Source organism: Streptomyces sp. NPDC001020 (assembly GCF_053599115.1).
The window spans coordinates 86449-111038 of sequence record NZ_JBSFLQ010000008.1; the positions used below are offsets into that span (position 1 = coordinate 86449).

The following is a 24590-nucleotide window of genomic DNA, read 5'->3' on the forward strand; positions in this document are numbered from 1 at the left end:
TTCAGCCGTCGGTGTGAAAGCGCGGTGGCGAGGCGAGGGTGGCGTCCACCAGCCGGGCCAGAGCGGCGTCGTCGTAACCGTCGCCGTAGAACACGCCGCGGAACAGCATCGCGCCCGCCCACATCTCCAGTGCCAGCGAGATGTCGGTGTCCTCGGGGAGGTCGCCCCGGCTGATGGCCCGCTCCAGTACGGTGCGCGACTGGGCTCGGCGTGGCTCGATCACCTCTTCGCGCAAGCGGCGGCGCAGTTCGGGGTCCCGTGCCGTATCGGCCACCAGCGCGGGAAGGGCGGCCTGCACCTGTGGCGAGCCGAAGAAGCCGGCGAGGGCCTCCTTCGCCACGCTCAGCAGTTCGCCGCGCGTGTCCCCGGTCTCCGCGGTGGGCACCTCGCTGAGCCGACTGCGTATCGCGTCGAGGACCAGAGCCGCCTTGTTCGGCCATGAGCGGTAGAGCGTGGCCTTGCCGACCTTGGCCCTGACGGCCACCTGCTCGATGGTCATGCGGGCGTACCCGTGCTCCTCGAGCTGCTCGAGCGCGGCGGTGAGGATGCGCTTCCGCGCCTCCAGGTCCCGGCGATGAGGGCCGCTTGCGTCCACGACGTGCTGCAAGGTCCGCTTGGTCCCCATTCGCCACTCCTGCAAAGTGTTTTCCGTGATGAGCCGGACGGCTGACCGGCGCCAGAACGAATCGGTTCGTCTTCATTATGGGCTGCCGAGGCCTGCCCGGAGCTACCGGACGAGCGGCGACCACTGTAGTCTCAGAACGGATCGTTTCGTTTTGGAGCGGGGTGTCACGAGGCTGTGCACGTCCTCGCCGGATTGCGAAAGGGCACGTCGGTATGGCTTCCACCACCGCAGAACCCGGGGCGACGGACCTGGTCTCGCTCAGCCCGGTCGATTCCCAGCCTGTGGGCGCCTTCCCGGTGGATGACGCACGCACGGTCGAGGAGAAGGTCGTCCGGGCCCGGAAGGCGGGTTCCTGGTGGTCGAGGATCGGGTACGACGGTCGGCGTGCCCGGCTGCTGGAATGGCGGCGGGTGATGGCCCTCCGGCTGCCGGAGATCCTCGACCTGCTTCAGAGGGAGAACGGCAAGGTCCGGGCCGACGCCGTCATCGAGATGACGGCGGCCCTGGCGCATGTGGGCTGGTCGGCGCGCAACGCGCGCAGGGTCCTGTCGCGGCGCCGTGTCCCGTCCGGCCTGCTGATGCTCAACCACCTCGCCACCGTGGAGTACCGGCCCTACGGCGTGATCGGTGTGATCGGCCCGTGGAACTATCCCGTGCACACCCCGGTCGGCTCCATCGCCTACGCCCTGGCGGCCGGCAACACGGTGGTGTTCAAGCCCAGCGAGTACACGCCGGCCATCGGGCGGTGGCTGGTGGACACGTTCGAGGAGGCGGTGCCGTGCCGGTCCGTCCTCCAACTGACCACCGGGGACGGCACCACGGGTGCGGCCCTGTGCACCTCGGGCGTGGACAAGATCGCCTTCACCGGCTCCGCGGCCACCGGCGCCCGGGTGCTGGCGGCCTGCGCCCCCTCGCTCACCCCGGTGCTGATGGAACTCGGCGGCAAGGACGCCCTGGTGGTGGCCGCGGACGCGGACATTCCGGCTGCCGTGGAGGCCGCCCTCTGGGGAGGATGCAGCAACGCCGGCCAGTCCTGCGCCGGCATCGAACGGGTCTATGTGGCCGCCCCCGTGTACGACGAGTTCCTCACCCTGCTGGCGCGACGGGCCCGGGAGGTGCGGGGGCGGACGGACTTCGGTCCGATCACCATGCCCGGTCAACTCGACGTCATCCGCAGGCACATCGAGGACGCCCTGGCTTGTGGCGGACGCGCCGTGGTGGGGGGTCCGGAGTCGGTGGTGCCCCCGTATGTGACCGGCCCGGTGATCCTCGCCGACGTCCCTGAGGAGTCGGCCGCCGTACGTGAGGAGACCTTCGGTCCGGTGCTGGTGGTCAACCGGGTCGCGGACGCGGCGGAGGGCGTCGAGCGGGCCAACGCCTCCGAGTACGGGCTCGGCGCGGCCGTGTTCGCGCGGCGCGGGGCCGGTGGACTCGCGGACCGGATGAGCGCCGGCATGGTCAGCATCAACGATGTGCTGTCCTTCCCCGCGGTACCCGCCCTGCCGTTCGGCGGCCGCGGCAAGTCCGGCTTCGGGCGCATTCACGGAGCGGACGGACTCAGGGAGTTCACGGTGCCCACGGCCCGCACCCGCAAACTGTTCGACGTACCGCTGGCCGCCTCCACCTTTGCTCGTGGCGCACGGGACATGGCCCGGCTCGAGCGGATCATCACATGGAGGTACTCCCGGTGAGCGCCCACGGCGAAGTTCCGGTGGTGGAACGTGTGTGGACGGTCGAGGAGAGCGTCCTTGTCGGCGCCGCAGTGGAGGACGTGTACGCCGCGGTCTCCCGGCTGCGGAACATGGGGCGGTGGAGCCCGGAGTGCTTCGCCGTGTGGCACCGCGGCCAGGAAGCGCGCCAAGGGACAGGATTCGTCGGCTTCAACCGCAAGGGGCTCCTGTTCTGGTTCACCACCTGCCGCGTGACCAGGGCCGAGAAGCCGTACGAGTTCGCCTTCCGGGTCACCGTGTTCGGGCTGCCGGTCGCTCTGTGGGGATACCGCTTCCAGGCCGAGGGTGACGCCACCAGGGTCACGGAGTACTGGGAGGACCTGCGGACCGGCCCCGGCGCCCGGACGGCGGAACTCCTCGGGCGGGTCTTCACCGGCATCCGCCCGGCCGACCGGGCAGAGGCCAACCGGGCCGGTATGCGGGCCACGCTGGGCCGGATCAGGGCAGCTTTGGAGGGGTGAGGTCGGCCCCGCCTGGTGTCACCCGGCCACCGTCTCAGCCGGCCGCACGGAGACGGTTCCCGGATCGGCAGTCCCGGCAGCGTCCGGGTTCCGCCGCGCGAAAGGCCCGGTCGCAGCCGTCGCAGGTCTGGAGAGGCGAGACAGCCGGGTGTCCCACGGGGTGTGTCGGCGGGAGTGGGACAGGCAGGGGAGTCTGCCGTAGGCGGAAGGCGAGGATGCCTGCCGGGCGAGCAAGGAGACGGTCGGGGAGCTTTGCGGTGAGCAGCTCGGTGATCTCGGGTGCTTCGACGCCTGCCGCGAGCCACTGGGCGACGGCCGGTGCGAGTCGTGCGGCCTCCTGCCCGGAGAGGATCAGACGCGGATCGACCCGGCGCAGGGCGGCGAGTACGGCGACGGCCTGTGGATCGGCGTCGGCGAGCGGGATCGACGTCTCCGCCTCGGCCTGCGCGGGCGTGGGTACCGGTTCCCGTACGGCCGTGGTCGTGGCCGCCGTGGCGGTGGGCTGCATCCGGGGCCGTCGCGGCTTCGGTGGCTGGGGAGGCCCGTCCGGGTCAGGGCCACCGCGGGGGACGTCGAAGAAGTACGTCCTGGTACGGATCTGCCCGCTGGGCAGTCGCTCCCGGCGGCGCTCCAGGTATCCGGCCTCTTCGAGTTCCCTGAGCGCCCGCGAGACCAGGATCTCGCCCTCGGTGAAGTGTGCGCACAGGGCGGCGATGCTGACGGGGGATCCGTCGGGCAGGGAGAGGATGTAGGCCGCGACGCCGATGGTGACCGCGCTGCCGCGCCGCTGCGCGAGGGCGTTGGAGATCACGGTGAAGTCGGCGGTGAGCCGGGTGCGTACGTGGATCACGCCGGAGGTCGGAGCTCCGGCGTCGGCGCGCAGGCGCGCGTTAGACTGCGAGTCAGCCATCGGGAAGGCGTTCACTTCCTGATCGGTCAGGCCCTCGTTCGGGATTGCCGTCCCGGCCGGGGGCCGTATCTGTTTGCGGTTGTCGCGGCGAACGTAACCGTCCGGATCCCGCCCCTGCAAGCCGGTCACTCGGACGGGTGACGTGGGCCGGGAGGGTGGGTGGGCGGGTAGTTCTGTCCCCGGTTCTTTGGGAGGTCAGCGGCCCACCGGGCCCTCGCGTACAAGGATCCGGCGGGCCCGGGAGACGGGCCGTGACCGGGGCCCGGCTGACTCAGGCGCGGTGGTGCCCGGCCTTCAAGTCGCGTACGAACGCGGCCCAGGAGATGGCCTCGAAGGCCAACGCGGGCCCGTGCGGGACCTTGCTGTCACGGGCGGGGACGACGCCGGGGAACCCGTCGGCCACCTCCACGCAGTTGCCGCCCTCCTGATTGCTGTAGCTGCTCTTGCGCCAGACGGCGCCGCTCAGATCTGGACGGGGTAGTTGCTCCACGGTGGTTGCCTTCCCGTAAGGAGTCTTTGGGAGGCCAGCCGCTGGCCCGAGACCTCGCATACAAGGATTCGACGGACTAGGAGACGGGTCGCGACCGGGGCTTGGTCGGCTCAGTCGCGGTGGTGTCCGGCCTTCAAGTCGCTTACGAACGCGGCCCATGAGCCGACTTCGAAGGTCAACGCGGGCCCGTGCGGGACCATGCTGTCACGGACGGGGACGACGCCGGGGAGTCCGTCGGCCACCTCCACGCAGTCGCCCCCCGCCTGATTGCTGTAGCTGCTCTTGCGCCAAGCGGCGCCGTTCAGATCGGGACGGGAGCTTCGCGCCACGGTAGTTGCCCTCCATCGTGGACCGGATCATGTCGAGGGACATGAGCGGAGGCAGGGCTGCTGCCTGAAGCCGATCGTAAATCACCTTGTAACGCGCGACGTTGTGCGGATCCTCAATAAGTCGGCCGTAGTCCGAGCCTTCGGTGTAGGCGGCCTCTGAGCCGTCCGGAAGCATCAGAATCGTCAGGGACCCACCCATCGCTTCGTGTCCGCCCTGGTCAAACGGAAGTACTTGCAGAGCGGTGCGACGTTCCGCGGCCGCGTCGAGCAAACGCTCCAACTGCTCCCGCATCACGGTCGGCCCGCCGATCGGACGTCTCAGTACGGCCTCATCGAGGATCACGCACAATTCTGGTCGGTCAGGCGAACCGAGCCGTTCCTGTCGTCCCATTCGGACTGCGACCCGCTCCTCCAACTGATCCTCGCCGTCGAGCAGTGCGTCCAGGCTCAGAACAGCTCGCGCGTACTTCTCCGTTTGAAACAAGCCCGGCACGACGTGCGCCGCGTACTGCCGGATGGACACCGCCCGCTCCGAATGAGCCATGAACGCCCGCGACCAGTCCGGAAACGCCTCCCGATACACATACGGCCACAGCTCGGCCAGCAGGTTGTCCGCACCGAGGGCCGCGTCCAACGCCCGCGCCAGTTCCAGCGTCGGTTTCGCCCCGGAGGCCCGCTCGACCTGCGTGATCCGGGTGCTCACCACGTGCACCTTCTGGCCGAGTTCCGCCTGGGGCAGCCCGGCCGCCGTACGGAGTCTGCGCACCCGCGAACCGAACAGCGCCGCCATCGACGTACTGGGATCAATTCCGTTGGCCAAGGGGTCACTTCCGTCCCTTACGAACCGAAAGGTAAGGCTGCGTCACCTTCCGAGCGTAGGGGCGTTTGGCGACTCTTGGATGCGGAACGTGACGACTCGCGTACATCGCGGGATGTCCCAGGAATCGACCGGCAAGGACGGGCGCGCTGTGCTGACAGGAACGACCACCTCAGGCGAAGAACCTCGAAGGAGCATCGAAGCCCTCGCGGTGGAAGGCGTCGTGCTTGACGGCGAGACCACCCAACGCGCCGCGCCCGCCGCGCAGTTCACTTCCTCACCCCGAGGGGCGAGGCTCGCTCGGCGCCTTGCCGTGCAGCGTATGGAGGAGTGGGGCTTCCCGTCGGCGTCGGACGTGTCGTGCGCGGTCGCCCTCATCGTCGGTGAACTCGCTGCGAACGCCGTCCAGCACGGCCACGTCCCGGGGCGCGACTTCAGTCTCCGGCTCCGCCTCGACGAGGCGTCGGCCCTGGTGCGGATCGAGGTCGCCGACGCCGCGGCCGCGAAACGGCCGCCCGAGGGTGCACCCTCGTCGTACCCCCACGGAGAGTCGGGCCGGGGCCTGCTGTTGGTGGACATCCTGGCGGCGCGCTGGGGCTCGACGCCTCGGCACCCCGTGGGCAAGACGGTCTGGGCGGAGGTGTCGACCGACACTTCAACCGACCTGGGCGCTCTGTGAGTGGTATGCGGTTGGCGGCCAAGGGGGCGGGTGGACGGGACTCTCCGGACCTGCACGGTCCAAGGACGCCGAATGGCTCCGCACCCACCCACCCCCTCACACCCTTCTGATCGGGCGGCCGACCGCGGCTACCTGTTCAGCCAGCCGGTGGGGATCACGGGCTGGTTCGTGAGGACTCGGACGTTCTTCCCGTCGGCGTCGACGACGTAGACCCCGTGGGTGTAGTCCCTGTCCGCGGCTTCGAAGACGATCCGGGCGCCGTCGGGCGAGAAGAAGGGGCGCCGGGTGCTGCTGAAGGAGGTCGGCCAGGCACTCTCCAACTCGGTGACGGCGCCGGTCGCAACATCGACGACACTCAGGCCGTGCGTGGTGGAGAAGACGATGCGCCGCCCGTCGGGAGACCAGCCAGGTGCGGACCTCGCGTCGCGAACGGTGCTGACCTGGCGCATCTTCCGGGTGGCGGTATCCATGACCCAGATGTCCCAGCCGTACTCGTAGACGCCGTCGGCCTTCTCGTACATGGTCGCCTTGTTGAAGGCGATGCTCTTGCCGTCGGGCGAGAAGGCGCCCGAGTCGCCGTTCGTGAGTACCTCCTGCCCGGTGCCGTCGGTGTTGATCCACTCCAGGCCGCGCGGGCTGTCGTAGACGACCCGCTTGCCGTCCGGGGACCAGTCGGGGTGACTGACGTCGGGCAGACCGCTCCCCTCGTGCGGGATGCCCTTGACCAGAATGTGCTGGCCACTGCCGTCGGCGTTGGCGACCACAAGGTTCCGGGCGTACGAGCAGCCCTCGGGCTGGGGAATGCAGGTCTCGTCACGCTGGATGTATGCCACGGCCGACCGCTTGGCAGAGAAGACGCCGTCCTCGGCGTTCTGCGCGAAGGTCTTGGTGACGTTGCCGCTCACGGGGTCCAGCGAGACCATGGCGGGCAGGCCGGCGGAATAGTCGGTGGCGGTGATCTGGCCGGCCGCCGGCCCCGGCGCCGCCGTGGCGGTCCCGGCCATCGGCAGACCGGTGGCGACGACGATCCCTATGGTCAACACGGCGCGTCTGAAAAGCACTTGAACCTCCTGGAAACCAGGAACCGGCGTTTTCGGTTCCTGGTTTCAGAGCGCAAGCGGATCAAGAAACGTCACAGGGGGGCGGACTCCCTCGGGTTCCGGACCGGGCGCGTTCCGGTTGACGCCGGTGCCGTCGAGGGCGGCGACGGGTCCGGTCGCCGACGAGAAGACCCGCCGACGGTCCGGAGGGGGCCCGGTCAGGCCAGGATCGGAATGAGACCGAGCGCGAAGACGACGTAGAAGCCGGCAGCGACCGCCAGACGGGCGGGAGTGAGCCTGTGGGCGCGCATGGTCAGCAGCAGGTAGACGATCGCCGCCATGGTGATCAGGCCGGACCACAGCAGGGCGTGGTCGAAGTGCCAGGTCGTGAAGAGAAGGCCCAGGCCGGAGGGGACAGTGGCCTGGATCATCATGGAGCCGGAGATGTTCGCGAGCGCCAGCTTGGTCTTGCCCTGGCGGACCCAGATGACCGCGTTCATGATCTCCGGGAGTTCGGTGGCGACCGGGGACAGCAGCAGGGCGGTGACGGAGGCGGACAGGCCGAGCATCGGGCCGATGGCGTCCAACTGCTTCACGAACAGCTGCGAGGCGAAGAAGATGACCGCCAGCGTGACCAGCGTCTGGGCGAGCACGGCCCAGGTGGCAGGTGACGCGGCCTTGGGCTGGAACTTCAACGGCTCCAGCTCCTCCTCGTCGCCCTCGTCGTCTCCACCGCGGATCTCCCGCCAGAAGTAGACCGCGTACGCGGCGAAGAACAGCAGACCGAGCAGCGGCTTGAACGCGAAGGCGACCAGGCCGAGCGCCACCTTCACGACGAAGATCGGCAGGAACCATTTCTGGTCCTTGGCCAGCCGCCGCATGTCCTTGGTGCTGCCCAGCGCCTCCTCGTTCTCGGCGGACAGCCGGGCAGAGCCGGCTGCGCCCACGCCGTCGGCGGCGACCACAGCGGCGGCGGCCCGGTCCTTGCGGCGCTTGAACAGGAGCACTGAGCCGGTGACACCGTAGGCGACGGTGGCCAGGGCCAGCGGACCGCCCATTGCGGCGCCCACACCGATGTTCTTGGCCTCCTCGGTCGCGCCGGTGGTGACCGCTACGAGGGTGACCACCGACTCGGGCAGGGCCGTACCGAAGGCGGCCAGGATCGTACCGACCGCCATCTTCCCCACGTTGAGGCGCTCGCCCAGCCATTCCACGGCGTTGACGAACCACTCACAGGAGAGATAGATCGCCACCGCACAGACGATCAGGAGAAAGAAATGAATCACGGGTCTCGTCCAGCCTTCCCGCACCGGCGGGGCTTCGAGACGACCGCGCGAGGGGGAGACGGCGGCAGCTTCGACCCCGCCGACACACAAACGTCGTCGACAAAGGGCCGAAGGTCTCGCCCACCCGCACACGATCCGTGCGGGCCCGGTCACCGGGAACCCGGCGTTGGGCTCCAGTGTGTCGACGACCGGTATTGCGGGGCTACTCCCCTTCGCAGCCGTCCATGCTACACACTCGGCCGGGTTCCACGGTGCCGCCTGTTTCAGCGGGTACTCGCGGCTTCGGCTCCCGGTTCCGGAGAAACCTCAGTCGGCGCGACCCGTCGCCGCCACGGTCACGCCCAGGCCGATCATCGCGAGGCCGCCTGCCCCGCCGACCATCGACAGGCGGCGGTCCGAGCGGGCGAACCAGGAACGGGCCGCCGAGGCGCCCAGGCCCCACATGGTGTCCGTGATCAGTCCGATGGCGATGGGGACCAGGCCCAAGATCATCATCTGGAGGGGGACATTACCCGCCGAGTGGTTCACGAACTGCGGTAGCACCGCCGCGAAGAAGACGATGCCCTTCGGGTTGGTCACGCCGACGAAAATACCGTCCAGGATCGTGCGCAGATCGCCGCGCCGCTCACCCGCCGGGGCCTTGATGTCCTCCGCCCGCATCTCCTTGCGGTGCCGGAACGCGTGCACGCCCAGGTGGACGAGATAGGCGGCCCCCGCCAGCTTCACGCCCATGAACACTGCCGCTGAGGTCTCCACCAGCGCGCCGAGGCCCCACGCCACGGCGATCACCAGGACATAGGAGCCGAGCACGTTGCCGAGGACCGTCTCGAGGGCCGTACGTCGCCCGTACGCGAGGGCTCTGCCGACGACGAACAGCACGCTCGGCCCCGGGATCACGATCACCAGTAACGACATCGCCGCGAACGCGAGAACGCTCTCTGTGGACACCACGTGTCCGTCACCTCCCTGAGTGCAGGTACGAGAGGCATACAAGCAGCAGGCGGGACGTCCGCTCCAGCCACGGACGGCGGCTCACAGCACTTCGCCCCGCCGGCCGAGCCGACGGGGCGAAGCGAAAAGCGAAAAGCCGGAGGAGACGCCGACTCCGGCATCACGGAGGCTCCAGCTCTAGCCGGCCCACTCCCGCAGCAGCCGCTCCCGCTCCCCGCCCCGAGGCGACCCGCCCTCCCGCGCGCGGCCCCACTCCGACATCGCCGTCAGCGTCGCCGCCATCGTCGCGGCGCCCTCCGTGAGACGGGACAGGAGGGCGCGGGAGAGGTCGACCTCGGTCTGGGGGTAGCCAACGGCCGCGGCGACGTAGGCCGCCAACTCGCGGTCGCCGCCGGACGTTTCCACGCGAACCGTCATCAACGCCGGGGCCTCGTCCACCAAACCCTGGCTCATGGGCAGGGCCAGCTCCTTCACCGTTCCCAGTGCCAGGTCCTTGACCGCGCCGACCTGCCGCAGCAGGGACTTCACGGGGACGTCCGCCACCGTCAGGGCCTTCACGTCCTCCCACAGGTAGAGGCCGGACTGTCCGTCACCGAGGGCCACCACGCCGTCGGTGGTCAGGCGTACCCCCGGAGCCAGACCGGACGGCTTCGCGCCCAGGTACACGTCGCCCTCGGCGATCCAGAACAGGCCCACCATGGCCATGGGTTGATCACTTCTCCCAACGACGGCGTCGCCGTCGTGTCGCATGTCAAATGATCAGGTCGTCCTCCGCAACGCGCGAAGGACCAGGGAAGTTCCCGCTTCCCTTTTCGCTCGCAACGCCGGGTCAGGTCACCCGTTCGACGCCGGCCGATCGCCGCCGGGCCCGCGGACCTCCACGATGGAGCAGAGGACTGCTCGAACCAGGAACCAGGCACGCTCGCCGGGAGCCGGCCGAAACGGGCAGTCCGCTTCGGATCGTCCGTCTCTCCCCTCGGAGCTTCGGAGGCTCAATGGGACGTGCTGTCGGTGATGTGCTGGGCCTGGCCGCCGGTGTCGCGATCAGCCCACTTCCGATCGTGGCGATCATCCTCATCCTGGCCACCCCGCGGGGACGCGTCGACGGACTGCTGTTCGCTCTCGGCTGGGTTCTGGGACTCGCGGCACTCGGCGCGATCATGTTGGCGATCGGCCGCGCCGGGGGAGCCTCCACCCACAGACACCCAGCCACGTGGGTCGGAGCCCTCAAACTCGCTCTCGGTGCACTCCATGTCCTCTTCGGCGCCCGCCAATGGCACCGCCGTCCCAGAGACCTCTCCCAGGCGCGGCTCCCGGAGTGGATGGCGGCGATCGACCGCCTCGCCCCCATGAAGATCCTCGGGAGGGGATCGCTGTTTTCCGCGGCCGACCTCAAGAACACGCCCCTGACCATCGCCGCGGGCGTCTCGATCAGCTCCGTCGGACTCCCCGTGCCACAGCAGACAGGAGCATTCGCGATCTTCGTGGTCATCGCCTCTCTCGGAGTGCTCGCACCGCTCGCTGTCCACCTGCTCATGGGCGAACGCGCCGAGAGCATCCTCAGCGTCTGGCGGGACTGGGCCGCGCAGTACAACGGCGCCGTCATGGCTGTGCTCTTCTTCGTGTTCGGCTTCAAGCTCCTCGGCGACGGAATCAGCATCCTCGCCGTCTGAGAACCCACCGACGGCAAGTGGCCATCGCCGCAGGCAACTGCTTCTCGTGCTGGACACGCGAGGCGACATCAGACTGAGCTGCCTTGCGACTGCCCTTGGCCGGCGGGATCTCCACTCGCTTCCGGACCGCTTGGCTGCTGGGAGCCGGATCTGCCTGAACCCTCTACAGACGCTTTGACCGAATCCAGAAGTCCTCGAGGCGACACGCCAAGCCGTCGACTGCCCCACAGCGCCGCCGGACCGAGGAGAAACACCAGAGTCGCCGGGACTGCCGCTGAGAGTGGAACACCCGACATTGTTGCCACGCCAAGCCCGATAGCGGCAGCAAGAGAACCGCCCACCACAATCCATGCGTCGCTCTTCCAGTCCGGTAGATGTGATGCGCGCGCGGATGGTGAGACGCCCGCTGTGTCCGGCAGGTCAAGAAGACACAGCCATCGCTGCTCGATCACACGCTCCAGGACGGTACCAACTGAACGTACCAACCCCGGAATTTCCGCCACTCCTCCGGAGAGTATCTTGCCGGAAACGCACCTCAGCTCTTGTTGCACTTGGCCCACATGTCGGGATACCTCGGCTTGGCGTGCTGAATTGTTGAGCACAGTATTACTGTTCGCGAAATCTGACAGCTCATCACAAAGGTCATCTACCGCGTCCTCGATATCCAGCGGGTCTACCCTCCTGTGTGTCAACAGGTAGAGAATGAAGACACATGATGCAATGGCCTCAGCATCTGAGTTCTGGCGCCGCCACTGACTCGACAGGTCTGCGAAGCGGAATTGAATGACCGCAATGGCGAGAAGGGCGGCGAAGAGCTTCGATGCCACCTTGACTGTTTCTTGTGACATGCCCCGAGGCGTGTCCAGAGTCAGTGCTGCCAGGGCTGCGATGGCAAGAAATAATGCAGGGGCCGTAAGTGACCCGAACAGAGTGAACGTGGAAAGTGCGTCCCGCCGGATTCGCGCTTGCCGATATTCGTCCCGAATTTCCTTGAGGGGAGTTCTCAGCGGGCTTCCGTATGCTCGGCACACAGCTACGGCTTGTCGACTGCGCCGTTTGATGAACTCCTCGTCAATGCGCGCCTTGCGCTTGAGCAGTGGAAATATTCGTCCCTGTCGCCATGGCTGCGACCTTGTAATCATGCGAAAAAGGATGTTCGCGTAGGCCCCGAGCGCAAGCGGCACAAATATGCAATACGTCAGGGCGATCGCGGCGGTTTTGATCCATGGCCAAGGCATACGTACAGCCCCCGACTTGTTCCTGCTTTGGGGGCGTTATCTTACTTGCCCGCCAGTTGTGTGTGCGGGTCTTACTGGAAAGAGGGTAGGGCGATTACAGGCAGTCGGCTCTCGCATGGTGAGTGCCTGCCCAGGTCGCCCTCACGCGCCGCCGTGTCCTGGGCGGCGAGCCGCACGGCTACACCGTGGTGCACCGCCGTCCAGGCTCCGGTCCGCGCCGCCGCGGTCACACCGCGGTAGTCACCGGTCGTGAGGGCGAACCAGACTCGGATCTCGTCAGCGGCACGGTGACACACGCCCCCGTCCCCGCGCCGAGAGGGGGCAAGGAGAGGACGCGGCAGACCAGGAAGAGGGCGGCACAGCGGCCTGATCAACTTCGTATGGCCCCCTGTTTGACCCTCTGAGCACGACAGAGGCCAGGTACTGATATCAGTACCTGGCCTCTGACCAGCGTCGGGGTGGCGGGATTTGAACCCACGACCTCTTCGTCCCGAACGAAGCGCGCTGCCAAGCTGCGCTACACCCCGATGTCGCTGCTTGTCGCGGCGACGACGTTTACTTTAGCCCACTGGCGGCTAGAGGCGAAATCCGGTTTTCGTGCGACGGCGGGTCGGGTCCGGGCGGAGGTGGTCGAGGACCACCATGAGGAGGGCCAGGCCGAAGAACGACAGGCCGAGCAGGAGTGCGTTGGCGAGGACGCTCTTGTACCCGAGCTGGCCCGCGTCCAGGAACGGGTACAGGTAGCGCCCTGCCGTGCCCGGTGGGATCAGCTCCCCCCGCACGAGGGAGAGGGCCAGGTACGCCATGGGGTACAGCAGCCACTTCGCCGCGTGCCGGACGCTCAGCGGGGCCGGCCTCGTCACTAGCAGCCAGTCGAGCAGGGCTGCGGTCGGCGTCACCGTGTGCAGCAGCTGGTTGGTGAGCGCGGGCCAGCCCGTGAGCGTGCCGGTGTGGCCCGTCATCGAGAAAACGCCTGGCTCGTTCACCAGGACCACGTGGTAGACCAGGCCCGCGATCAGGGCGTAGAAGAGCGTTCCACCGGTCACCAGCGGCGGCAGCGGGCGTCGGGCCGCCCATGCCCGCCATGCCGACAGTGCGAAGACCACTGCGATGAGCACATTGGCCTGGATCGTGAAGTAGCTCAGCACCCGCACCGGGCTGCCGAGGAGCAGGTCGGCGGCCACCGCCGCCGCGGCCACCAGCGCAACCAGCAGGCGACAGCAAGCCGCGACCGGTCGGTAAAGGGGGGCCACCACGGCGGCGGCGGGGACGACGGACGGCAGCAGCCTCGGCCTGCCCGGCACCGCGGGGAGGTCCGGGATCTCCTTGGGTATCCGCGAGATCATGCCCTTACGCTAAGCGGATCGGGCAAAACGGGCGATACGGGTGATCCTTGCGAGTTACGGCCGCTCCGGGTTACCCCTGCCTCACCAGTTACTGCCTCTCCACCAGCGTCAGCAACGTCGCCTCAGGGGGACACGCGAACCGTACCGGCGTGTAGCGGTTCGTACCGCAGCCCGCCGACACGTGCAGGTAGGACGTCCGTCCCTCGGCCGTGTGCCGTGACAGGCCCTTCACCCGGTCCTTGTCCAGGTCGCAGTTGGTGACCAGGGCGCCGTAGAAGGGGATGCAGAGCTGCCCGCCGTGGGTGTGACCCGCCAGGATCAGCGGGTAGCCGTCCGCCGTGAACGCGTCCAGGCTGCGCAGGTACGGTGCGTGGACCACGCCCATCGAGAAGTCCGCCGACCCGGAGGGACCGCCGGCCACGCGCGCGTACCGATCGCGCTTGATGTGCGGGTCGTCCAGGCCTGTCAGTTCGATCTCCAGGCCCTCGATCTTCAGCGCCCCCCGCGTGTTCGTCAGGTTCTGCCAGCCCGCCGCGTCGAAGCCGTCGCGCAGATCCTCCCAGGGGTTGTGGATGGCGCCGACCACGGGCGGGTTGCCGTTCAGACCGTGGTGACCCTTCGCCTTCTCCACCAGGTAGCGGGCGGGGTTACGGGGCCTGGGTCCGTAGTAGTCGTTCGAACCGAAGACGTACGCCCCAGGGAAGGTCATCAGCGGACCCAGCGCGTCCAGTACCTCCGGCACGCCCTCCGGGTCGGAGAGGTTGTCCCCGGTGTTGATCACGAAGTCCGGGCGCAGGCCCGCCAGCGAGCGCAGCCACCGCTGCTTCTTACGCTGGCCACTCACCATGTGGATGTCGGAGACCTGGAGCACACGCAGGGGGCGTGTCCCCGGGGGCAGCACCGGGACCGTCACCCGGCGCAGTCGGAAGGAACGGGCCTCGAACCCGGCCGAGTACAGCAGTCCGGCGGCGGCCACCGCCGTGATTCCCAGGGGTACTCCATATCGCGCGCGCATACGACCATCGTGGCAGAGCCGGAGGACGCCGCGCGCACGGCTGTGGACGACCACGAGCGGGCCGCCAGGGCACCTGTGGACAACTCGGACCGTCGGTGAAGTGCTCGCGTGAACCGACGCGACCGCGGGAAACCCGCGAGCCCCAGGAAATCAGCGGGCTTCCACGCCGTCACACCTGCGACAATCGGAGTCATGACCACGCTCAAGTCGAAGCTGCACGAAGACCTCAACGCCGCGATCAAGGAGCGCGACGAGCTCCGCTCCTCGACGCTCCGGCTGACGCTCGCCGCGATCACCAAGGAGGAGGTCGCGGGCAAGGAGAAGCGCGAACTCTCCGACGAGGAGGTCACCAAGGTGATCACCCGGGAGGCGAAGAAGCGCCGCGAGGCCGCCGAGGCCTTCGCGCAGGGCGGGCGCGCCGAGCAGGCCGAGCGGGAGAAGGCGGAGGGTGAGTTGCTCGCCACGTATCTGCCCAAGCAGCTGTCCGACGACGAGCTTCGGCAGATCGTCGCCCAGGCCGTCGAGGATGCGAAGGCGGCCGGCGCCGAAGGCCCGCGCGCCATGGGTCAGGTCATGAAGATCGTGAACCCGAAGGTGGCGGGCCTGGCCGAGGGCGGGCGTGTGGCCGCGGTCGTGAAGGAACTGCTGGCGGGCTGACCGCGCGCCGCGTGCCGATGTGGCGCTCCCTGAACGAGTGGGCTGTGCCCACGTTCGGAGCCGTCAGCCGGCCGATATTCCTCGCTGATGACGGGGCGTCAGGCGCCGGCCGACCGGCCGGTGCCTGACGCAGCGACAGTCGTCAGCCGTGCTTCCCCCCGTGGCCGTGCTTACCCCCCGACCGCCCCTGGACGAATCCCTGGGGGATCGAAGGCTTCGAGTGCGCGCCCCCGTCCGTGCCCCCGACGGTCAGACCTCCGATGAGACCGCCGTCGTCGTTGGCGTCCTCGTCGTCCTTGCCACCGTCCGGGATGTCGACGTGGTTGAAGGACGGCGATTCCTTGTCCGCGAGGGCACCGGTCATGGCGTCTCGCCAGATCGGACCCGGCACCTCACCGCCGTAGACCTTCTCGCGCCAGACGCCGCCGATGCGGATGTTCTCCATGTGGACCTGCTGCGTGGAGCTGCCGACCCAGACGGCGCCGGAGAGGTTCGGCGTGTAGCCGACGAACCAGGCGTTCTTGCGCTCGTCCGTCGTACCGGTCTTACCGGCGTTGTCGCGGTCACCGAGACCGGCCTGCCTGCCCGTACCGGAGTCGATCACACCGCTCAGCAGTGCGTTGACGGTGTCCGCGGTCGTCTCGGACATCGCCCGCGAGCACGTCGACTTCGGAACCGGGAGGGACTTCTGCCGCCCTTCGGCCTTCTGGGTGACCGACTCGATGGCGACCGGTGTGCAGTAGGTACCCCGGGAGGCGAAGGCGGCGTACGCGCTCGCCATCGTCAGCGGGGAGATGCCCTTCGAACCCAGGGCGATCGCGGGCACCTCCGGGAGCTTGTCACCGTTGCCCTGCACGACGTGCAGCTTGTCGATGACGTTCATCACCGGGCAGAGGCCGGTGTCGGCGATCATCTGTACGAAGTAGGTGTTGACCGACTTGGCCATCGCCTCCTTCAGGCGGAACGGCCCGACCTCCGACCTGCTCTCGTTCTCCACGGTCTCGTTGCCCTGGTTGACCCAGGGCTTGCCACTGCACGTCTGCACGGGTCCGGGGTAGGGCATGTCGTACGGCGACGAGTACTCCTGCGTCGCCGGCCGGCCCTGCTCCAGCGCGGCCGCCGCCACGAACGGCTTGAACGTCGAGCCGGTGGGGAAGCCGTAGTTCGAGCCGCCCATGTCGCGGTCGACCGAGTAGTTGTACTCGGTCTCGTTCTTGCCGTAGCCGTACGGCCTCGACTGGCCCATGGCGAGTATCTTGCCGGTGCCCGGCTCCACCAGCGTGGCCGCCGAGGCGACCGAGTCGGACTCGTTCACATGCTGCTTCAGCGAAGCCTGCACCGAGTCCTGCGCCTGCGGGTCGAGCGTGGTGCGGATGGTGAGGCCGCCCTGGTTCCAGATCTTCTGCCGGTCGGCCCTGGTCTTGCCGAAGGCCGGATCGTTGAGGAAGACCTTCTCCACGTACTTACAGAAGAACCCCGCGCCCCTGGCCGCCGTGATACAGCCGTTCTTGGGCTGGCTCACACGCAGTCCGAGGTCGGTCGCCTTGGCCTTGTCGGCGTCCGCCTGCGAGATGTAGCGCACGGCGACCATGCGCTGCAGCACCACGTTGCGCCGCTTCTTGGCACGCTCCGGGTTGCTCACTGGGTCGTACAGCGTGGGCGACTGGACGAGGCCCGCGAGCAGCGCCGCCTCCTGGACGTTGAGGTCCTTGGCGTGCTTGGAGAAGTAACGCTGGGAGGCGGCCTCGACGCCGTACGCCTGCCGTCCGAAGAACGTGATGTTCAGATAGTTCTCGATGATCTTCCGCTTGCCGAGCTTCTCTTCAAGCTTGATCGCGTACTTCAGCTCGCTTATCTTGCGGCCGATGGTCTGCTTGGTGGCCTGGGCGACCTTCGTCGGGTCGTCTCCGGCCTCCTCCACGAAGTAGTTCTTCACCAGTTGCTGGGTGAGCGTGGAGGCGCCCTGGGCCACTCCGCCGTCCTGCGCGTTCTGGTTGAGCGCGCGCAGGACGCCCTTCAGGTCGATCGCACCATGCTGGTAGTAGCGCGAGTCCTCGATGGCGACGAGCGCCTTCGGAATGTACGGCGACATGTCCTTGAGGTCCACCACCGTGCGGTCACGCGAATAGACCGTGGCGATCTGGCCGCCCTGACTGTCCAGGATGGTGGTGCGCTGACTGAGCTGCGGGCTCTTCAAGTTGGCCGGGATGTCGTCGAATCCCTGGACCGATCCCTTGGCCGCGAGTCCGAGCGCACCTGCCGCGGGCATCGCGATGCCGGCCATCACCGCCCCGGCGAGCACACTCACTCCGAGGAACTTGGCGGCCTGCTGCACGGGGGACAGCCCCCCGCCCGAGCGCTTGTTTGGCATGGGGGCAGCCTACGTTCTCATTCGCCGGACACGCATAGATGCCTTGGCCTAAGCTGCCCTCAACTGTCACAGCAGTAGGGCTACGTTACATGTACGCCCGGCGACCCCGAATCGTTCCGGTGTTCCCCAATTTTTTTTGTTGAGCGGGTGCCCGAAATCGCCTTGTGTGTCAGTGAGTGCCCGTCGTGACGTAGTCAAGTCGCCCCTTTTTGCCCGAATGGACACGCTTGTGGTCAGCTCACTCCCCCGGGTGATCTGTCGCTTACCCATAGTCCGTTCGGGCCATTCAAGATTGGGCCCGAAGGGGGTGTTGCGCTGTGTCCACCTTCCGTAACGTCCTCAACTGGCGGCGGTGAATATGCCGCTGCCGCCGTGGGGGAGCCTCGATTCGGGAGAGGACGGCGCCGGTATGGGCTGGGTGACCGACTGGAGTGCGCAGGCTGCCTGCCGCACTACCGATCCAGATGAACTATTCGTTCAAGGAGCAGCGCAGAACAGGGCCAAAGCAGTGTGCACCGGATGCCCGGTACGCACGGAGTGCCTGGCCGACGCGCTGGACAACCGCGTCGAGTTCGGCGTGTGGGGCGGCATGACGGAACGTGAGCGCCGCGCACTGCTGCGCAGGCGACCGACCGTCACCTCGTGGCGTCGCCTGTTGGAGACCGCGCGTACGGAGTACGAGCGTGGAGCGGGTCTGCTTCCTCTTGACGAGGAAGAGGTCTACGAGAACTACGCGGCGGTGGGCTGAGGGCGGCTGCTGCCAGGCGCCGCTGTTCGTCGCCTTCGGCCACAGATGTCTTCGTGACCGCTCGGGTGCGCCTGTAGAGCTCGCCGGGGGCGGGCCCCGGGCAGGCCGGTGCGCCGGCGGCGCGTCAGTCGGCGCGTCCGAAGGGGTAGCTGGTGTCGAGCGGCTGCAGACCGGACACGGGCTGCAGCGCGGCGTCACCGGGCCGTCGTGCCCGCACCGTGCGTCGCCGACGAGGACGGCCGCCAGGGAGGACGACCAAACCCCTTACGCATGCGCGTCGTACTCCTCGGGAGGCTCCGGCTGGTTGGCCGCGAGCCGACCTCCGATGTTCCGCAGCCCCGCGAGGTCGTGGACGTCGCCGGGCAACGCGCCCACTTCCGCCACGGCCACCTCCGGGTGGAGCGCGGTGAAGCGGTCGCGCGTGCGCTGTTCGCGGAAGAGCAGTCGCATACGCTCGGCGTGCAGCCTCAGCAGGCCCGCGGTGATGTGCTCAACGCTTCGGTCCGGGTCCGCAGCGGCGGGGGAGCCTCCGTCGGGAACGGACTCTTCGGATGAGGGGGATTCTGAACTGCCGTACATGTCGGGAGAGTTACGAAGTCCAGCTTTCCCGCCCTCCTGATCCACAATGCGGGGCTCTTCAAGATTTTCCGCGGCGGCGAGCGCCCGCTCGGCCGACAGCTGGGCAGCGCCGCTGTCGTGGACCCGGTTGAGCACCAGGCCGGCCAGCGGCATGTCCTCGGCGGCCAGGCGCTCCACGAAGTACGCGGCCTCGCGCAGCGCGTCCCGCTCCGGGGCCGCCACCACCAGGAACGCCGTACCGGGAGCCTGCAGCAGCTTGTAGGTGGCATCCGCGCGCGTTCGGAAGCCACCGAACATGGTGTCCATGGCGGCCACGAACGTCTGGACATCCTTCAGGAGCTGGCCGCCGAGCAACTTCCCCAGGGCGCCCGTCATCATCGACATCCCGACGTTCAGGAACTTCATCCCCGCACGGCCGCCCACCTTCGCCGGGGCCATCAGGACGCGAATGAGCTTGCCGTCCAGGAAGGACCCGAGCCGCTTGGGGGCGTCCAGGAAGTCCAGCGCCGACCGCGAGGGCGGTGTGTCCACGATGATGAGGTCCCACTCGTCCCGTGCACGCAGCTGCCCCAGCTTCTCCATCGCCATGTACTCCTGCGTGCCCGCGAAGCCCGCCGAGAGCGACTGGTAGAAGGGGTTGCTCAGAATGGCGGACGCGCGTTCGGGGTCCGCGTGCGCCTCGACGATCTCGTCGAACGTGCGCTTCATGTCGAGCATCATGGCGTGCAGTTCACCGCCCGCGGCGTCCTCGATGCCCTTCACCCGTCGCGGAGTGTTGTCGAGCGCGTCGATGCCCATCGACTGGGCGAGCCGACGGGCCGGGTCGATCGTGAGGACGACCACCTTCCGGCCACGCTCGGCGGCGCGCAGCCCGAGGGCCGCGGCGGTGGTCGTCTTGCCGACGCCGCCGGAGCCGCAGCACACGACGATACGTGTCTTCGGATCGTCGAGGAGGGGGTCGACCTCCAGGACGCGCACGGGACTCAACGCGCGCCCCGTGTCATGGGTCTGTGCCGCACCGGATGTGAAGACGGTGTCGTCGTGCGTGGAGGCCGGGTCCGAGTTCATGAGATCCCTTGCTGACGCAGTTCGGTGGCCAGTTCGTACAGGCCTGCCAGATCCATTCCGTCGGCGAGCAGCGGCAGTTCGTGCAGCGGAAGGCCCAGCTCCGTGAGCACGCCTCGCTGCTCGCGCTCCAGGGCGAACCGCTCCGCGTATTCGTCGGCCTGCTTGAGCAGCGGGTCCACCAGCCGCTCCGCGAGCCCGCCGCGGCGCGCAGCGCCGAGCCCGGCCCCCGACAGGGACCTGGCGATGGCCGTACGCGGCACGGCGTGCGCGAACTCCAGCTCCGCCTGGTCCAGGACCGTGGGCCGCACCATGTTCACGATGACCCGCCCCACCGGCAGCCTCGCGGCGCGGAGTTCGGCGATCCCGTCCGCCGTCTCCTGAACGGGCATCTCCTCCAGGAGCGTGACCAGGTGCACCGCGGTCTCCGGGGACTTCAGCACCCGCATCACGGCCTGGGCCTGGTTGTGTATCGGGCCGATCTTGGCGAGGCCGGCCACCTCGTCGTTCACGTTCAGGAAACGGGTGACACGCCCCGTGGGGGGTGCGTCCATCACCACGTAGTCGTACGCGAACCGGCCGTTCCGGTCCTTTCTGCGGACTGCCTCGCACGCCTTGCCCGTGAGGAGCACGTCCCTCAGACCCGGTGCGATGGTGGTGGCGAAGTCGATGGCACCGAGCTTCTTCAGAGCCCGTCCCGCACCGCCCAGTTTGTAGAACATCTGGAGGTAGTCCAGCAGGGCCAGTTCGGGATCGATCGCCAGTGCGTACACCTCGCCGCCCCCAGGGGCCACGGCGATCTTCCGCTCCTCGTACGGCAGTGCTTCCGTTTCGAAGAGCTGTGCGATTCCCTGTCTGCCCTCGACCTCGACCAGAAGGGTGCGCTTGCCCTCTGTCGCGAGGGCGAGCGCGAGTGCAGCGGCGACCGTGGTTTTTCCGGTCCCGCCCTTGCCGCTGACGACCTGGAGCCTACTCACGCCTTCGAGCCTAACCAGTCCGCGCGCGGGCTACGCGGGAGGCTGTGGACAACTGCCTCCGCGATCCGGCTCGCGCCGGTTGCGCGGGCGGGCACAGCCGCCACGTGGCCCGCGCGCCACAGCGGCTACAGTCGGCCTCATGACGAAGTGGGAATACGCTACTGTGCCGCTGCTCGTACACGCTACGAAGCAGATTCTGGACACCTGGGGCGAGGACGGCTGGGAGCTCGTCCAGGTCGTGCCCGGCCCGAACCCCGAGCAGTTGGTGGCCTACCTGAAGCGGGAGAAGCAGGCATGAGCGCGGTCGAGTCCCGACTCGTCGAACTGGGGCTGACGCTGCCGGAGGTCGTGCCGCCTCTCGCCGCCTACCAGCCCGCGGTGCAGTCCGGCGTGTATGTGTACACCTCCGGGCAGCTTCCGATGGTGGACGGCAAGCTTCCGGTCACCGGCAAGGTGGGCGCCGAGGTCACCGCCGAGGAGGCCAAGGACCTGGCCCGTACGTGCGCCCTCAACGCGCTCGCCGCGGTGAAGTCCGTGACGGGCGACCTGGACCGCATCGCACGCGTGGTGAAGGTCGTGGGCTTCGTCGCGTCAGCCTCGGACTTCACGGGTCAGCCAGGTGTCGTCAACGGCGCCAGCGAGCTGCTGGCCGAGGTCCTCGGCGACAAGGGCGTGCACGCCCGCAGCGCGGTCGGCGTGGCGGTGCTCCCGCTCGACGCGCCGGTCGAGGTGGAGATCCAGGTGGAGCTGACGGAGGCGTAGGCACACCTCCCGGACGCGGCCGTCTCGGCACGGCTCTTCCGGGGTACCCGGTGGACCCGGCGAGGGTGATCATTGCCTCTCGAACAATCGCTCACCACGGGATAGCCTCCGCCCATGGCGAATGGGCAGTGGTTTCCACCGGAGTGGCCAGAGCGTATCCGCGCGCTTGCGGAAGGCACGCTCACTCCGGTCTCCCCGAAGCGCGCGGCCACCGTCATGCTCCTCAAGGACACCGACGGCGCCCCCGCTGTCCACATGTTGCGCAGACGCGCCTCCATGGCCTTCGCCGGAGGCGCGTACGCCTATCCGGGCGGCGGTGTGGATCCCCGCGACGACGACCTCCGGATCGGCTGGGCGGGGCCCACGCGCGCGTGGTGGGCCGACCGCCTCGGTGTCGACGAGACGTCGGCGCAGGCCATCGTCTGCGCCGCCGTCCGGGAGACGTACGAGGAGGCCGGCGTCCTGCTCGCCGGCCCCACCTCGCAGACGGTAGTCGGCGACACCACGGGTGCCGAGTGGGAGGCGGATCGTGCGGCGCTGGTCGCCCGCGACCTCTCGTTCGCCGAGTTCCTCGACCGCAGGGGACTCGTGCTGCGCTCCGACCTGCTCGGCGCCTGGACCCGCTGGATCACCCCGGAGTTCGAGACCCGCCGTTACGACACGTGGTTCTTCGTGGCCGCACTCCCGGAGGGGCAGCGCACGCGCAACGCCTCCACGGAGGCCGACCGCACGGTGTGGATCCGCCCCGCCCAGGCGGCTGCCTCGTACGACGAGGGCGAACTGCTGATGATGCCGCCCACCATCGCCACCCTGCGCCAGTTGATCCCGTTCACGAGCGCCGCCGAGGCCCTGAAGGCGGCCCCCGGCCGTGATCTGACCCCCGTGCTGGCCAGGGCCCGTCTGGTGGACGGCGAGATCGTGCTGGCCTGGCCCGGCCATGACGAGTTCACCAAGCACATCCCGACGGGTGGAGCGACCGCATGACCTACGCGACGGAAGGTGCCCCCGCATGACGGACGCCGCAGCCCTCCCCGGTCAGCCGCGTGGCGAGGTTCTCTCGGGTCCGGCCACCGCGCGCGCCGTGAACGTCCTCGCGCCCAACGCGTCGGCGATGACCCTCGACGGCACCAACACGTGGATCGTCTCCGAGCCCGGGGCCGATCTGGCGGTGGTGGTCGACCCCGGCCCGCTCGATGAGGGACACCTGCGCAATGTGATCGACACGGCGGAGAAGTCCGGCAAGCGGATCGCGCTCACCCTGCTCACGCACGGCCACGCCGATCACGCCGAGGGCGCCGCGCGGTTCGCCGAGCTGACGGACACGAAGGTGCGTGCCCTGGATCCGGCACTCCGGCTCGGCGACGAGGGGCTGGGCCACGGCGATGTCGTCACCGTCGGCGGCCTGGAGTTGCGCGTCGTGCCGACGCCCGGCCACACCGCGGACTCCCTCTCCTTCCACCTTCCGGCCGACCGGGCCGTCCTGACCGGCGACACCGTCCTGGGCCGCGGCACGACGGTCGTCGCCCACCCGGACGGCCGCCTGGGGGACTACCTGGACTCCCTGCGCCGCCTCAGGTCGCTCACCGTCGACGACGGGGTCCACACCGTGCTCCCCGGCCATGGGCCGGTCCTGGAGGACGCCCAGGGCGCCATCGAGTACTACCTGGCCCACCGCGCCCACCGTCTGGCCCAGGTGGAGACGGCGGTCGAGAACGGCCACCGCGCTCCGGGCGAGGTCGTGGCCCACGTGTACGCGGACGTGGACCGCTCCCTGTGGCCGGCGGCCGAGCTGTCGGTGCGGGCGCAGCTCGAGTACCTGGGGGAACACGGGCTGATCTGAGCCCGTACGTCTGCGGATCGCTCACCAGCCGCGAGGCGACGCCGAAGCGGAGTCCCGAGTCGCGGCCCGCGCGGCCCCTGGCGGCAACGACGAAGGGCCCCGCCTCCGCAGAGAACGGGACCCGTAGTCGTGATGTCGGGACCGCGCGTCAGCGCGACCGCTTCGCCAGCCGCTCCACGTCCAGCAGGATCACGGCGCGCGCCTCCAGGCGCAGCCACCCGCGCCCGGCGAAGTCCGCGAGGGCCTTGTTGACCGTCTCACGCGAGGCACCGACCAGCTGGGCGAGTTCCTCCTGTGTGAGGTCGTGCACGACGTGGATGCCCTCCTCGGACTGCACGCCGAACCGCCGCGAGAGGTCCAGCAGTGCACGGGCCACACGGCCCGGCACGTCCGAGAAGACCAGGTCGGACATCTGGTCATTGGTCTTGCGCAGGCGCCGGGCGACGGCGCGCAGCAATGCGGCGGCCACCTCGGGCCGCGCGTTCAGCCACGGCTGGAGGTCGCCGTGGCCCAGGCCCAGCAGCTTGACCTCGGTCAGGGCGGTCGCCGTCGCCGTACGCGGACCCGGGTCGAACAGCGACAGCTCGCCGATCAGCTCACCGGGGCCCAGCACCGCCAGCATGTTCTCGCGGCCATCGGGGGATGCGCGGTGCAGCTTCACCTTGCCGTCCATGACCACGTAGAGGCGGTCACCGGGGTCACCCTCGTGGAACAGCGAGTCGCCGCGGGCGAGGGTCACCTCACTCATGGAGGCGCGCAGCTCCGCGGCCTGCTCGTCATCGAGCGCCGCGAAGAGCGGGGCGCGCCGCAGAACGTCGTCCACGAGTTCTCTCCTTGTCGACCTGCTCAGGGGATCTTGTTCCCCCGTGTACCAGGGGACCGTGTTCCCCATTTTGCCGGACGGTCCAAACAGTGTGATCTGTCACAAGGATGCCGCACTGGTGTGCCGTGGGATGCAGCAGGGGGCCAATTGGGCGCTGATCTTCCGGGTCCGGGGCGGA

At 68.7% G+C, this 24590-nt stretch carries 26 protein-coding genes and 1 tRNA gene; 10 read left to right on the forward strand and 17 right to left on the reverse strand.

Going from position 1 to position 24590, the window contains the following annotated elements; all coding sequences use genetic code 11:
* Window position 1: 1 nt before the first annotated feature.
* Window positions 2–625 (reverse strand): TetR/AcrR family transcriptional regulator, encoded by a 624-nt coding sequence (locus ACWDEX_RS09705; RefSeq protein WP_450462727.1) that lies wholly within the window; start codon window positions 623–625, stop codon window positions 2–4.
* Window positions 626–837: 212 nt separating this feature from the next.
* On the opposite strand from ACWDEX_RS09705, the gene ACWDEX_RS09710 reads away from it, so the two are divergent.
* Window positions 838–2316: an aldehyde dehydrogenase family protein gene (locus ACWDEX_RS09710; protein WP_450462728.1), complete on the forward strand. Its 1479-nt coding sequence runs from the start codon at window positions 838–840 to the stop codon at window positions 2314–2316.
* The gene (locus tag ACWDEX_RS09715) at window positions 2313–2816 is read left to right on the forward strand and encodes an SRPBCC family protein (RefSeq protein WP_450462729.1); all 504 of its coding nucleotides are present in this window, start codon (window positions 2313–2315) and stop codon (window positions 2814–2816) included. The genes ACWDEX_RS09710 and ACWDEX_RS09715 overlap by 4 nt, the downstream gene beginning before the upstream one ends.
* A 34-nt stretch (window positions 2817–2850) precedes the next feature.
* On the opposite strand, the gene ACWDEX_RS09720 is transcribed toward ACWDEX_RS09715, so the two are convergent.
* The 4 genes from ACWDEX_RS09720 to ACWDEX_RS09735 form a co-directional block, all read right to left on the reverse strand.
* Complete coding sequence (locus ACWDEX_RS09720; RefSeq protein ID WP_450462730.1) at window positions 2851–3726, reverse strand: hypothetical protein; 876 nt, start codon at window positions 3724–3726, stop codon at window positions 2851–2853.
* Between the two features lie 271 nt (window positions 3727–3997).
* On the reverse strand, window positions 3998–4216 hold the full coding sequence (locus ACWDEX_RS09725; RefSeq protein WP_450462731.1) for a DUF397 domain-containing protein: 219 nt from the start codon (window positions 4214–4216) through the stop codon (window positions 3998–4000).
* Between the two features lie 110 nt (window positions 4217–4326).
* Window positions 4327–4464, reverse strand: coding sequence for a DUF397 domain-containing protein (locus tag ACWDEX_RS09730; RefSeq protein WP_450462732.1), 138 nt, complete (start codon window positions 4462–4464; stop codon window positions 4327–4329).
* Window positions 4421–5335 carry a helix-turn-helix domain-containing protein gene (locus tag ACWDEX_RS09735; RefSeq protein ID WP_450462868.1) on the reverse strand — a complete coding sequence of 305 codons (915 nt, stop codon included), beginning with the start codon at window positions 5333–5335 and terminating at the stop codon, window positions 4421–4423. The genes ACWDEX_RS09730 and ACWDEX_RS09735 overlap by 44 nt, the downstream gene beginning before the upstream one ends.
* 178 nt (window positions 5336–5513) lie before the next feature.
* Here ACWDEX_RS09735 and ACWDEX_RS09740 point away from each other — a divergent pair, with 178 nt between their 5' ends.
* On the forward strand, window positions 5514–6041 hold the full coding sequence (locus tag ACWDEX_RS09740; RefSeq protein ID WP_450462869.1) for an ATP-binding protein: 528 nt from the start codon (window positions 5514–5516) through the stop codon (window positions 6039–6041).
* Between the two features lie 128 nt (window positions 6042–6169).
* Here the strand turns inward: ACWDEX_RS09740 and ACWDEX_RS09745 are convergent, their stop codons facing one another.
* The 4 genes from ACWDEX_RS09745 to ACWDEX_RS09760 all read right to left on the reverse strand — a co-directional run bounded on the left by ACWDEX_RS09745 (window position 6170) and on the right by ACWDEX_RS09760 (window position 10023).
* Entirely contained in the window at window positions 6170–7102 is a 933-nt protein-coding gene (locus ACWDEX_RS09745; RefSeq protein WP_450462733.1) for a TolB family protein, read from the reverse strand.
* A gap of 197 nt (window positions 7103–7299) precedes the next feature.
* A complete protein-coding gene (locus tag ACWDEX_RS09750; RefSeq protein ID WP_450462734.1) occupies window positions 7300–8391 on the reverse strand; it encodes a sodium:calcium antiporter in 1092 nt (363 codons plus the stop codon).
* Window positions 8392–8673: 282 nt separating this feature from the next.
* The gene (locus tag ACWDEX_RS09755; protein WP_450462735.1) at window positions 8674–9318 is read right to left on the reverse strand and encodes a LysE family translocator; all 645 of its coding nucleotides are present in this window, start codon (window positions 9316–9318) and stop codon (window positions 8674–8676) included.
* A gap of 177 nt (window positions 9319–9495) precedes the next feature.
* Window positions 9496–10023, reverse strand: coding sequence for a hypothetical protein (locus ACWDEX_RS09760; protein ID WP_450462736.1), 528 nt, complete (start codon window positions 10021–10023; stop codon window positions 9496–9498).
* Window positions 10024–10313: 290 nt separating this feature from the next.
* Here ACWDEX_RS09760 and ACWDEX_RS09765 point away from each other — a divergent pair, with 290 nt between their 5' ends.
* Window positions 10314–10991 carry a GAP family protein gene (locus ACWDEX_RS09765; RefSeq protein ID WP_450462737.1) on the forward strand — a complete coding sequence of 226 codons (678 nt, stop codon included), beginning with the start codon at window positions 10314–10316 and terminating at the stop codon, window positions 10989–10991.
* Between the two features lie 68 nt (window positions 10992–11059).
* Here ACWDEX_RS09765 and ACWDEX_RS09770 read toward each other — a convergent pair whose 3' ends face one another.
* The 4 genes from ACWDEX_RS09770 to ACWDEX_RS09785 all read right to left on the reverse strand — a co-directional run bounded on the left by ACWDEX_RS09770 (window position 11060) and on the right by ACWDEX_RS09785 (window position 14590).
* On the reverse strand, window positions 11060–12229 hold the full coding sequence (locus tag ACWDEX_RS09770; RefSeq protein ID WP_450462738.1) for a hypothetical protein: 1170 nt from the start codon (window positions 12227–12229) through the stop codon (window positions 11060–11062).
* Between the two features lie 453 nt (window positions 12230–12682).
* Window positions 12683–12756: transfer RNA gene (locus ACWDEX_RS09775), tRNA-Pro, on the reverse strand.
* A gap of 48 nt (window positions 12757–12804) precedes the next feature.
* Entirely contained in the window at window positions 12805–13575 is a 771-nt protein-coding gene (locus tag ACWDEX_RS09780) for a Pr6Pr family membrane protein (protein ID WP_450462739.1), read from the reverse strand.
* Between the two features lie 88 nt (window positions 13576–13663).
* Entirely contained in the window at window positions 13664–14590 is a 927-nt protein-coding gene (locus tag ACWDEX_RS09785) for a metallophosphoesterase (RefSeq protein ID WP_450462740.1), read from the reverse strand.
* A 192-nt stretch (window positions 14591–14782) separates the two neighbouring features.
* Between ACWDEX_RS09785 and ACWDEX_RS09790 the strand changes: the two genes are divergently transcribed.
* Window positions 14783–15247 (forward strand): GatB/YqeY domain-containing protein, encoded by a 465-nt coding sequence (locus tag ACWDEX_RS09790; RefSeq protein ID WP_450462741.1) that lies wholly within the window; start codon window positions 14783–14785, stop codon window positions 15245–15247.
* Between the two features lie 142 nt (window positions 15248–15389).
* Here the strand turns inward: ACWDEX_RS09790 and ACWDEX_RS09795 are convergent, their stop codons facing one another.
* Window positions 15390–17618, reverse strand: coding sequence for a transglycosylase domain-containing protein (locus tag ACWDEX_RS09795; RefSeq protein ID WP_450462742.1), 2229 nt, complete (start codon window positions 17616–17618; stop codon window positions 15390–15392).
* A 409-nt stretch (window positions 17619–18027) separates the two neighbouring features.
* Between ACWDEX_RS09795 and wblA the strand changes: the two genes are divergently transcribed.
* On the forward strand, window positions 18028–18366 hold the full coding sequence (gene wblA / locus ACWDEX_RS09800; protein ID WP_059133594.1) for a transcriptional regulator WblA: 339 nt from the start codon (window positions 18028–18030) through the stop codon (window positions 18364–18366).
* Between the two features lie 264 nt (window positions 18367–18630).
* On the opposite strand, the gene ACWDEX_RS09805 is transcribed toward wblA, so the two are convergent.
* Together ACWDEX_RS09805 and ACWDEX_RS09810 are read right to left on the reverse strand one after the other, a co-directional pair.
* Window positions 18631–20013, reverse strand: coding sequence for an ArsA family ATPase (locus tag ACWDEX_RS09805; RefSeq protein WP_450462743.1), 1383 nt, complete (start codon window positions 20011–20013; stop codon window positions 18631–18633).
* On the reverse strand, window positions 20010–20987 hold the full coding sequence (locus ACWDEX_RS09810) for an ArsA family ATPase (protein ID WP_450462744.1): 978 nt from the start codon (window positions 20985–20987) through the stop codon (window positions 20010–20012). The genes ACWDEX_RS09805 and ACWDEX_RS09810 overlap by 4 nt, the downstream gene beginning before the upstream one ends.
* A 139-nt stretch (window positions 20988–21126) precedes the next feature.
* On the opposite strand from ACWDEX_RS09810, the gene ACWDEX_RS09815 reads away from it, so the two are divergent.
* The 4 genes from ACWDEX_RS09815 (at window position 21127) to ACWDEX_RS09830 (ending at window position 23589) form a co-directional block, all read left to right on the forward strand.
* On the forward strand, window positions 21127–21285 hold the full coding sequence (locus ACWDEX_RS09815) for a DUF4177 domain-containing protein (protein WP_009189813.1): 159 nt from the start codon (window positions 21127–21129) through the stop codon (window positions 21283–21285).
* Entirely contained in the window at window positions 21282–21749 is a 468-nt protein-coding gene (locus tag ACWDEX_RS09820) for a RidA family protein (RefSeq protein WP_450462745.1), read from the forward strand. Before ACWDEX_RS09815 ends, ACWDEX_RS09820 begins: the two co-directional genes overlap by 4 nt.
* Before the next feature lie 114 nt (window positions 21750–21863).
* Window positions 21864–22733, forward strand: a complete 870-nt coding sequence (locus tag ACWDEX_RS09825) for an NUDIX hydrolase (RefSeq protein ID WP_450462746.1) — start codon at window positions 21864–21866, stop codon at window positions 22731–22733.
* Window positions 22734–22758: 25 nt separating this feature from the next.
* On the forward strand, window positions 22759–23589 hold the full coding sequence (locus ACWDEX_RS09830) for an MBL fold metallo-hydrolase (RefSeq protein ID WP_450462747.1): 831 nt from the start codon (window positions 22759–22761) through the stop codon (window positions 23587–23589).
* A gap of 148 nt (window positions 23590–23737) precedes the next feature.
* Here the strand turns inward: ACWDEX_RS09830 and ACWDEX_RS09835 are convergent, their stop codons facing one another.
* Window positions 23738–24412, reverse strand: a complete 675-nt coding sequence (locus ACWDEX_RS09835; RefSeq protein WP_071367581.1) for a Crp/Fnr family transcriptional regulator — start codon at window positions 24410–24412, stop codon at window positions 23738–23740.
* Between the last annotated feature and the right edge of the window lie 178 nt (window positions 24413–24590).